This window comes from Brenneria sp. L4-2C (genome assembly GCF_040240335.1).
In the GTDB taxonomy this organism is placed as follows: domain Bacteria; phylum Pseudomonadota; class Gammaproteobacteria; order Enterobacterales; family Enterobacteriaceae; genus Brenneria.
In genome coordinates, this window is record NZ_JBEIAC010000012.1 from 1 (window position 1) to 9,754 (window position 9,754).

The 9,754-nt window shown below is 54.9% G+C and carries 7 protein-coding genes; 4 read left to right on the plus strand and 3 right to left on the minus strand.

Annotated features, from left to right (window positions below; all coding sequences use genetic code 11):
• Positions 1-3,311 (plus strand): tandem-95 repeat protein (locus ABRZ26_RS16520; protein ID WP_319605248.1); only part of this gene is annotated, 3,311 nt, incomplete at its 5' end.
• Positions 3,312-3,389: 78 nt separating this feature from the next.
• A complete protein-coding gene (locus ABRZ26_RS16525; protein WP_319605249.1) occupies positions 3,390-3,734 on the plus strand; it encodes a tryptophan synthase subunit beta in 345 nt (114 codons plus the stop codon).
• Positions 3,735-3,781: 47 nt separating this feature from the next.
• Here the strand turns inward: ABRZ26_RS16525 and lapD are convergent, their stop codons facing one another.
• Together lapD and lapG are read right to left on the minus strand one after the other, a co-directional pair.
• The gene (gene lapD, locus ABRZ26_RS16530) at positions 3,782-5,728 is read right to left on the minus strand and encodes a cyclic di-GMP receptor LapD (protein WP_319605250.1); all 1,947 of its coding nucleotides are present in this window, start codon (positions 5,726-5,728) and stop codon (positions 3,782-3,784) included.
• A gap of 9 nt (positions 5,729-5,737) precedes the next feature.
• Positions 5,738-6,424 carry a cysteine protease LapG gene (gene lapG / locus ABRZ26_RS16535; RefSeq protein WP_319605251.1) on the minus strand — a complete coding sequence of 229 codons (687 nt, stop codon included), beginning with the start codon at positions 6,422-6,424 and terminating at the stop codon, positions 5,738-5,740.
• 234 nt (positions 6,425-6,658) lie between these two features.
• Between lapG and yfhb the strand changes: the two genes are divergently transcribed.
• Together yfhb and tadA are read left to right on the plus strand one after the other, a co-directional pair.
• Positions 6,659-7,297 (plus strand): phosphatidylglycerophosphatase C, encoded by a 639-nt coding sequence (yfhb, locus tag ABRZ26_RS16540; protein ID WP_319605252.1) that lies wholly within the window; start codon positions 6,659-6,661, stop codon positions 7,295-7,297.
• Positions 7,298-7,374: 77 nt separating this feature from the next.
• On the plus strand, positions 7,375-7,878 hold the full coding sequence (gene tadA / locus ABRZ26_RS16545) for a tRNA adenosine(34) deaminase TadA (RefSeq protein WP_319605253.1): 504 nt from the start codon (positions 7,375-7,377) through the stop codon (positions 7,876-7,878).
• A 14-nt stretch (positions 7,879-7,892) separates the two neighbouring features.
• On the opposite strand, the gene mltF is transcribed toward tadA, so the two are convergent.
• Entirely contained in the window at positions 7,893-9,338 is a 1,446-nt protein-coding gene (gene mltF, locus ABRZ26_RS16550; protein ID WP_319605254.1) for a membrane-bound lytic murein transglycosylase MltF, read from the minus strand.
• Positions 9,339-9,754: the final 416 nt, after the last annotated feature.

The following is a 9,754-nucleotide window of genomic DNA, read 5'->3' on the forward strand; positions in this document are numbered from 1 at the left end:
ATGGCGACGAGCTGAGCTACACCGTGGGCGAACAACCGAAGAACGGCACCCTGGCGCTGGATGCGGCCACCGGCGTGTATACCTATACGCCGACCGCCAATTTTAACGGTAGTGACAGCTTTACCGTCACGGTGGCGGACGGACAGGGTGGCACCACGGTCAGCACGGTGAATATCGGCGTGACCGCGGTCAACGATGCACCGGTCACGGCCGACCAAACGATCACTACGCCGGAAGATACGCCGATCAGCGGCGCCATCAGCGCATCCGATGTGGACGGCGACGTGCTGAGCTACACGGTGGGCGAGCAGCCCAAGAATGGTACGCTGACACTGGACGCCGCTACCGGTGAATATACCTATACCCCTGCAAGCAACTTTAACGGCAGTGACAGCTTTAGCGTCACGGTGGCTGACGGACAGGGCGGTACCACCGTTAGCACGGTGAATATTGGCGTGACCGCGGTCAACGATGCACCGGTGACCGCCGATCAGAGCCTGACGACGCTGGAAGATACGCCGGTGACCGGACAGATCACCGCCAGCGATGTCGATGGCGATACGCTGAACTATACCGTGGGCGAGGCGCCGAAGAACGGCACCCTGGTTCTGGACTCAGATACCGGGCAGTACACCTATACCCCGAAAGCCAATCTTAGCGGCAGCGACAGTTTTACTGTCACGGTCGCGGATGGCAACGGCGGCACAGCAGTAAGTACGGTGACGGTGGGCGTTACCCCAGTCGCGGATACGCCAGTGGTGACGCTGGAAACCACCAGCGGCGAAACCACGCTGATACCGGAGACCATCAAGGTTAACGGCGGCAGCGAGAATGGCGGATTCGATGTTCAGGACGGCAAGATCGTCGCTATCGGCGATGGCGTGCGCGTCTGGCTGACGCAGGGAGATCCGGTTCCCGAAGTGGTGGGTAACGGCGTCATTGCCTACTACAACCAGGGGAATATCAACGGCAGCGGCAGCTACTCAGATGTTTATGTGGTGCATGACGGTTCCGGATATAAACAGGACGGCAACCAACGTGGTCTGAATCAGGTCAGCGGCAACGGCGGTTCGGAAGCCAGCGGCACGTCGCCGGACTATATTTTCCTTCAGGACGGCGATACGTCCAAATATAGCGTCAGCAACTCGACCAACAACAATGCCGCCAGCAACGTGAATACCTTTGACGGCGTGAATGTTTACGGCAACGGGCAGCTAATCAGCAGCGGCAACCAGCTGGAAGGGGTAATCTACGGCGATGGTTCAACCTATTTGGCGGATAACGACGGCACCACTACGGTCGAAATAAGTTCCGCCCAGAGCGGCTATCAGGCGCATACCATCAGTGTTTCCGCCGCGTTGACGGATACCGACGGCAGCGAAACGCTGTCCGGCATCACGCTGTCCGGGCTGCCGGAAGGCACGCAGGTGGTCTCCGGTAATACGGTGCTGTATACCGTCGGCAGCGATGGGACTTATCTGATCCCGAATAGTGATAATGCTCAGTCGTTGACCGCGGATATCGATATTCGCGTGCCGGTATCGGCAGGCAAGTTCGATGTGGTGGCGCAGGCGACGTCAACCGAATCGGCGAATTATGACTCTGCGACCGGTTCTTCGGTGGAAGAGGTCGAACAGTATGCGATGAGCATTGGTTCGACCGGCGACGACACCATGTCAGGCACCCACAGTCATGATGTGATGGTGGCGGATGTTTCCGGGTTGCAGCTGGTTGAAGGGCAGAACTATAACATTGCATTTATGGTCGACTCTTCGGGCAGCATGTCGAGCAGCGATATCGCCAAAACCCAGGCTTCGCTGACCAATGTGTTTAATTCCCTGATAAAAAGCGCCAACGGCGCCAACTCAGGCACGGTTAACGTCTTTCTGGCCGATTTCGATACCCAGGTCGGTAAAACGGTGTCCGTCAACCTGAGCGATCCGGACGCCTTGCAGAACCTGACCGACGTGCTGAATTCGATGGTGGGCGGCTTGTCGCAAGGCGGCGGCACCAACTATGAGGATGTGTTTAAAACCACCGCCAACTGGTTCCAGAGCGGGCAGGTAACCAGTAACGTCGGCAATAACCTGACCTATTTTATTACCGATGGCGAGCCGACCTACTATCAGACCGGCGAAACTAATCAGGTGCGTATCAGCGAAGGGTGGCAGAAGCTGAATTTGAATATTGACGATATTAGCTATACGCCAGGTCAGTCCTACTACACAACTGTTTATAATGGTTCTCGTGAAGTAATTGATACGAAAGGGAATGTTTATCAATACAGCGCCGGCTGGGGCGGAGTCACGCGTACGGTTATCGGACAAGTTCATGCTCAGGGGGACGGCACCTACGAAATTTCCACCCTCGGCGGCGCCGGCAACAATAGCTCCTACTGGAGCGGTCGCTATTGGGTAGATAATTCAGGTAATCTCGACGCCAGCCATGCGCAAGCGGCAGAAGCGTTTGCCCAGTTGAAAAAGCTGTCGAATGTTGAAGCGATAGGCGTCGGTGACGATCTGAACGCCAGCAGTCTGCAAAACTATGACACCGACGGTAAGGTGCTGGATCATATCGATCCCAGTCAGCTCAATGAGGCGATTCTGGGTACCAATGAGCCGATGCATGCCGGCAACGATGACCTCAACGGCGGATTGGGCAACGATATCCTGTTCGGCGATGTGGTGACGTTGGATAATATCGAAGGCAACGGCCTCTCCGCCTTGCAGCAGTATATTGGCGAGCGGATGGGCTTGCAGGATACGACGCCGACCACCAAAGAGATGCATAATTACATTACTCACCATAGCGATGAGTTTGATCTCTCTTCCGCCAATGACGGTAATGATATTCTCAACGGCGGTACGGGCAACGATATCCTTTACGGTCAGGGCGGCAACGATACGCTGTACGGCGGAAGCGGCAACGATAAGCTGTATGGTGGCGACGGCGACGATATTCTGATCGGCGGGCCAGGCAATGATATCCTGACCGGCGGTTCCGGCGCGGATCTGTTTAAATGGCAGGCGGGCGATGTCGGGCATGACGTGATTAAAGATTTCAACGCCGGCGAAGGCGACAGGATCGATTTAAGCGATCTGGTCGGTGAACTGGAGCAGGGTACGGATATCAGCAACTATATCCGCATTACGGAAAGCAATGGCTCGCCAACGATTGAAGTCAGCACGGAAGGCAACTTCTCCGGCGACAAAGGCGGCACGGTGGCGGTGTCTATCACGCTGGAACACTATAGCGGCGCGTTGCCGTCCCTTGAAAGTTTAATCAGCAAACCCGAAAACACGCATAGCTAACGGGTAATCACTTAGACGGGAACCTCTGGTAAAGAGGTTCCTTTCTTTTATCAGGCATACTTAATAAGGTCTCTGCGTATGTTTTATATCCAGCGCGATAGTAACGGCCATCTAATCAGGGTTGAGGCGCGGCCTTTTCCCGAAATGAATGGCGAACTCGCTGACGACTCAACAGAGGCGCTGGCGTGGTGCGACAGTAATAAAATAGCGATGGACGGGCTACAGCAGTTGCGCCAGAGCGATCTGGACATGGTGCGGGTGCTTGAAGATTTGATTCAGGTACTCATCGATAAAGGCGTCATCAACATTACGGATTTCCCGTCGGCGGCGCAGTTGAAACTGATTGGCCGGGCGCAGGCGCGTGAAGCATTGAACGGCGGGTTGAACAAGTTAATCAATGATGACGATGACAGTATGTTCTGAGTATTGTAAGGGCGACGTCTGTGACGTCGCCCCAGCATAACCGGTGGTTACTTTGCGGCCGGCGCCGGTTCTCCCAGTAAACGTCCCATTGCGCCTTGCAATCCCATTTCCTGAAGCACCTGCAATTCTCCGGTGGTTTCCACGCGTTCGGCGATAAGCGGCAGCGCGATGCTATTGGTGGCCCGGTACATGGCTTCAATAAACATTTTTTTGTCCGCTTCACGGTCGATATTGCGGATATAGCTACCGTCGACTTTTAAATAAGCCAGCCCCCATTGCGATAAGTTGCCGATCATATTAAAACGTCCGCCGAAGTGCTGGATCCCCAGCGCGCAGCCATATTCGTTCAGGAGTTTGATTAATCCGTCAAACTGCACGGAATCCGGCAACTGATTCTCATCTAATTCCAGAATCAGGCGCTTGGCCAGATGAGGTTCATTTTTCAGCGGCGCCAGCGACTGAGCCATTAAAGGCAGGTCGAGCGCCGTGTTGCAGGATAGACTCAACGCCAGCGTCCCCTCATGCTGACGTAAATAATTCAATACCTGTTTCAGTATCACCCGGTCCAGCCGGGTATTCCAGCCAAAGCGCTGCACCCAGGGAAGGAAATGGCCGGCGGCGATACTGTTTCCCTGTTCGTCTTCAATCCTTGCCAGTACCTTGTGATGCAGAATGTTATGCGGATTAAGGCACTCCACCACCGGTTGCAGAAACAGTTGCAGTTGTTCCTGCTCCAGTATGGATTCCAGTCGGTTAAACCACATGTGGCGGTCGGTTTCCGCCTGTTCCGACGGCGGCTGGAGGCGTTCTCCGGTGGTTTTGTCGGAATGACGCTCGGCGTTGGTCAGCGCCTGATCGCCGTGTATCAGCAGTGATTGCGCGCTGTCGCCGGGACGGAATGGCACGCTGCAAATTCTGGCGACCGGAGAGACGTCGGTTTCACCGGTTAAATACAGGTTTTCAAGGTCGCGAGTCAGTTCGTCTATCAGGGCTATGGCTTCCTTTTCCACCAGACCGGGGCAGAGCAGGGCAAACTCGCCGCCGCGAATACGGGCGGACAGGCTTTCGGTATTGGCATGCTGTTTCTGCCTGTCGCGGATGGTCTGTCCGATGGAGGCCAGCAGCGCATCGGTGCGCTGTCCTCCCAGTCGCTGGTTCATACCGGCGAGATCCTGAATGCGGATCATAATCAGAAAGCCCGGAGAGGTTTCATCATCGGCCAGTTTGTCCTGAAATTGGATATCGAAAGCGCGGCGGTTAGCCAGACCGGTTTGCGCATCCTGATAGGCTTCCTGGCGTAAACGTTCGCTGCGTTCGGCTTCTTCCTCGAATAATGTTTTGAGTTTGCTGACCATCTGATTCATCGCCTGCGCCACCCGGCGGAACTCCGGCGTGCTGGGTAAATCGGGCTGGCTAAGAAACTCGCGGCGCGTAATGGCCAGCGACTGCTCGACGATATAATCCAGCGGGCGCAGTTGACGGCGCAGCAGCACCGCGCCAAGCAACACGCCCAGCGTGACGCAACCCAGCAGCCAGAAAAGCGTGGCGGAGCTGCTTTTCCACAAACGGGTGACGGCGAACATGGGATGGCTGACCACCTCCACTTTGGCCGCCTGTTCCCAGCCGCGCATGACGATGGCCTCGCCGGCGCCGGGGTGAAGATTGACCAGCCGGACAAACCAGGGCGGAACATCGGGTACGTCCGGCGACGCCATACGTTCCAGCGTGATGCGATTGGTTTTTAAGTCGCGAACGCGGATGCTGGAAAAGTAGCCGCTGTCAAAGATGGAGCTGACCATCAGTTCCACCATCGCCGGATCGTCGATATTCGGCGTCAGGGACAGGCCGAGCGCGGTGGCCGCATCCTGTGCATGGGAACGCAGCTGGTTATTATATTGCTCGCGAGAGTTTTCCAGACTGACGAAAAAACTTCCGCTGAAAATAATCAGCACGAACAGGCAGATGGCTATCAGTAGCTGTTTGTATAGAGACATAGCCTCATCCTACTCCTCAATTGAAAATCCCTCGGCACGCATTTTGGTTAATAGCTCCTGCCAGCGCGAAAGTCGTTTGCTGTCTCCCACGCGCTGGTTGCCGCTTGCTCCCGGCAGCCATAATCCCTCGCCATTAAAGGCGTAAACCGGCAGTAGGTCGGTGCGCAGGGTCGCAGGTTGAATGTTGTTCGTCAGGTTATCCAGCACCAGCGGGATTGAAGTCGGTGTCGGATAATAGGTAAGCACCATATGGGCTTTGTTGAGACGCAGCGCCTTAACGTAAGTGATGCGCAGTTTTTCACTTGCCACGCCTAAGTGACGTAAAGTGAAGTATTTGGCAATCGCGTAATCTTCGCAATCCGCCGCGCCTTTGCGCAATGCTTCTATCGGGCTGGCCCAATAATCATCCCGATCCCAGATGACGATATCATCGCGAAACAGCAAATGGTTATTAAAAAAAAGATTCACTGCTTCCAGCTGTTTTTGTTCATCCGCATTACGCTGGGCGGTGAGTAAAGCCTGCCACTCATTGATTCGACGCCTGGCTTCTGGCGAGGCGGGGCCGTACAGTTGCTCCGTCCGCTGCGTAATAAGGGGAAAATCCCAGTCTGCGCGCAGCGAACCCGCCAGCAGTAACAACAGACAGCAGATGAGTAAACGCTTGTAGCGGGATGCCTTCGGCAAATGGTATTGCACGGATGTTTCTCTGTATGCCCGCCGGGCGCTTTTTATTTGCCTGGAGGCGAATCAATTAGATTATATTTAGATTATAGAGAGTTGCAGAATATCTTACATTCATAACGACAAAAAGCGATTACTATGATGCCAAGCCGGCGTGAGAGGAAACGGGAATGACGGAAATGGTATTTTCCCCGTTGTTTCATACGATTAACTATCGTCTTGATTTAAGGTTCACTGAGGAGTGATGTTTTGAGTGATAAGCCAGAACCGCGCATTGTATTTTTTGATTTAGACGGCACGCTGCATCAGCAGGATATGTTTGGCAGTTTTTTGCGTTTTCTGCTTAAACGGTTACCCCTTAACCTTATTCTGGTTGTCCCTTTATTGCCGGTTATCGGCTGCGGCTTATTGGCGCAGGGGCGCGCCGCGCGCTGGCCGATGAGTTGGCTGTTGTGGGCCATTACCTTTGGCCGCACTGAGGCGCGTCTTGCCCGGTTGGAAAAACAGTTTATCAGTGATTTTCGTCGTCAGGTGACGCCTTTCCCGCAGGTACAGCAGCGGCTGACCGAGTATTTGCAGGACAGCAATGCGCAGGTTTGGCTGGTGACGGGATCGCCTCAGCGTCTGGTCGAGCAGGTCTACCATGATGCTCCTTTTTTACCCGGGGTCCGGCTGATGGGAAGCCAGATAACGCGCGGCGGCGGGGGCTGGGTATTGGCGCTGCGCTGCCTGGGGAAAGAGAAGGTCATCCAGATGGAAAGGCATTTGGGGACGCCGCTGAAACTTTACAGCGGCTATAGCGACAGTAAACAGGATAATCCGCTGCTCTATTTTTGCGAGCATCGCTGGCGTGTGACGCCCAACGGCAGCCTGCAACAGTTGGAATAATGGACGTCTGATTTTGCCTGGCGCGCATCAATGGATATAATCCCGCCGCAAAAGTTGCCAATAGCGTAAGGGAAACCATGAGCCGCGAATTGAATGATGAATATTGGATGCGTCATGCTTTGACGCTGGCCCGGCGCGCTCAGGATGAAGGCGAGGTGCCGGTCGGCGCGGTGCTGGTGCTGGATAATCAGGCGATAGGCGAAGGCTGGAACCGTCCGATCGGCCATCATGATCCTACCGCCCATGCTGAAATCATGGCGTTGCGTCAGGCGGGCATGGCGCTGCAAAACTACCGTCTGTTGAATACTACCCTGTATGTGACGCTGGAGCCTTGCATTATGTGCGCCGGGGCGATGATCCACAGCCGTATCGGCCGTCTGGTTTATGGGGCGGCGGATGAAAAAACCGGCGCGGCGGGCTCGCTGGTGGATATTTTGCGCCATCCCGGCATGAATCATCAGATAACCATTGATGCCGGCGTACTGGCTGCTGAATGTTCCGCCACGCTGAGCGATTTTTTCCGCCGGCGGCGCGAGCAGCATAAGGCGCTGAGAGCGGCGCAGAAAAAAGCCGCGAATTAATTGCGATCGCAGGTTTATTCCGGCACTTTATTGGGCGGAACGACCGGATAAGCCTGTGCCGAAAGCTGTTTCAGTTTGGCTTTCGCCTCTTTTTCCAGCAGGTATCCTTCCAGACTCACCATATAGCGGCGAATGTTTTCCACATAGTTGTAGGCTTCGTGTCCGCGCGCATAGCCGTATGTGGTTTGCGTGTAGTACCGTTTCTGGCTGAGCATCGGCAGACGTATTTTTACATCGACCCAGCTATCAGGGTTGCCGTTCTGTTTTGCGGTCAGTTTACGGGCGTCCAGCAAATGTGCGAATCCCATATTGTAGGCGGCCAAGGCAAACCAGATTTTTTCATCCTCCGGGATGGTCGCCGGCATTTTTTGCATCATATGCGACATATAGCGCGCGCCGCCGCTAATACTCTGCTCGGGGTCGAGACGATCGGTGACATTCAGGCTTTCCGCCGTATTCCGGGTGAGCATCATCAGTCCGCGTACTCCGGTCGGCGAGGTTGCCAGCGGATTCCAGTGCGATTCCTGATAGGAAATGGCCGCCAGTAATCTCCAATCGATATCCGTGGCGTGTTTTTCAAATAATGGCTGGATGTCAGGTAAGATCTCGTCAATGGCGCTGAGGAAGGTGGTGGTGTCGACGTAATCAAATTCGCCGACATGGCCCAGGTATTTTTCTTCCAGACGGGCGAGGGTGCCGTCCTCAACGATACGACTGAAAAAATCCAGCAACGCCGCGGAGAGGCTGTCGTCATGCGATCGTCGCATGTACCAGGTTACCGGCTCTTCATCGCTGAGATCGAATGCGACGGCAAGCTGCGGATGAATCCGCTGCATAAGACCGATGGTGATCGAATCGCCCAGCGTATAGTCGAGCTTGCCGTCAGCCACCTGTTTCAGCAGTTCCAGCGAGGTCAGATCGGTGGCGGACTCCCACTTCAACTGCGGGTATTTATCGGCTTTCAGTTCGCGCAGCGTGGCGATATGCGCCGATCCCGAAGTGACGGTCAGGCGTCCTTTCAAATTTTCCATCGTTTTAGGGCGAGGCTTCCCCAGGCGATAGACCATCTGTTGCGAGACGGAGTAGTAGGTCGGCCCGGCGCGAAAGCGTCCCAAACGCTCATTGTTGTAAATCAATCCGGCGGCGAGCATGTCCGCGTCATCGTTATCCAGAGCGTCAAACAGCTCATCAAGATTTTTACGCGACGACACCACCAGCTTAACGCCGAGATAATCGGCGAAACGTTTTGCCAGTTCATAATCAAGGCCTGCCGGGGCGCCGTTACTGATAGTGTAAGTCAATGGCGAATTGACGGTACTGATGCGCAACTCGCCGCGTGCAAGGATCTGTCTGAGCTGAACGTCCTGGCTACTGCGCCAGGGGATATTGGGCCATAAGGCCAGCGCCAGCAGTAACGTGATAACCCCAATGAAAAAATAATTTATTTTTAAGCGCTTCAAATAATAGTCTCTCGGCGGCTTGCCAACCTGTCAGTCGCAACGATTTTTTATGGCGGGCTATCCTGCCCGCCACCCTTACGGGCCGCCGCAAGCGACGTTGAAAATCGCTCCAGGCGATTTTTTACTCGTCTCATCCGTGAGACTCGCCCTAGGGGCCGTCGCAAGCGACGTTGAAAATCGCTCCAGGCGATTTTTTACTCGTCTCATCCGTGAGACTCGCCCTACGGGCCGTCGCAAGCGACGTTGAAAATCGCTCCAGGCGATTTTTTACTCGTCTCATCCATGAGACTCGCCCTACGGGCCGTCGCAAGCGACGTTGAAAATCGCTCCAGGCGATTTTTTACTCGTCTCATCCGTGAGACTCGCCCTACGGGCCGTCGCAAGCGACGTTGAAAATCGCTCCAGGCGATTTTTTA

What these genes read in the sequence shown, in the direction of transcription:
- ABRZ26_RS16525 (WP_319605249.1), top strand. Translation starts at nt 3,390, where the DNA reads ATGTTTTATATCCAGCGCGATAGTAACGGCCATCTAATCAGGGTTGAG.
- lapD (WP_319605250.1), bottom strand. Translation starts at nt 5,728, where the DNA reads ATGTCTCTATACAAACAGCTACTGATAGCCATCTGCCTGTTCGTGCTG.
- tadA (WP_319605253.1), top strand. Translation starts at nt 7,375, where the DNA reads ATGAGCCGCGAATTGAATGATGAATATTGGATGCGTCATGCTTTGACG.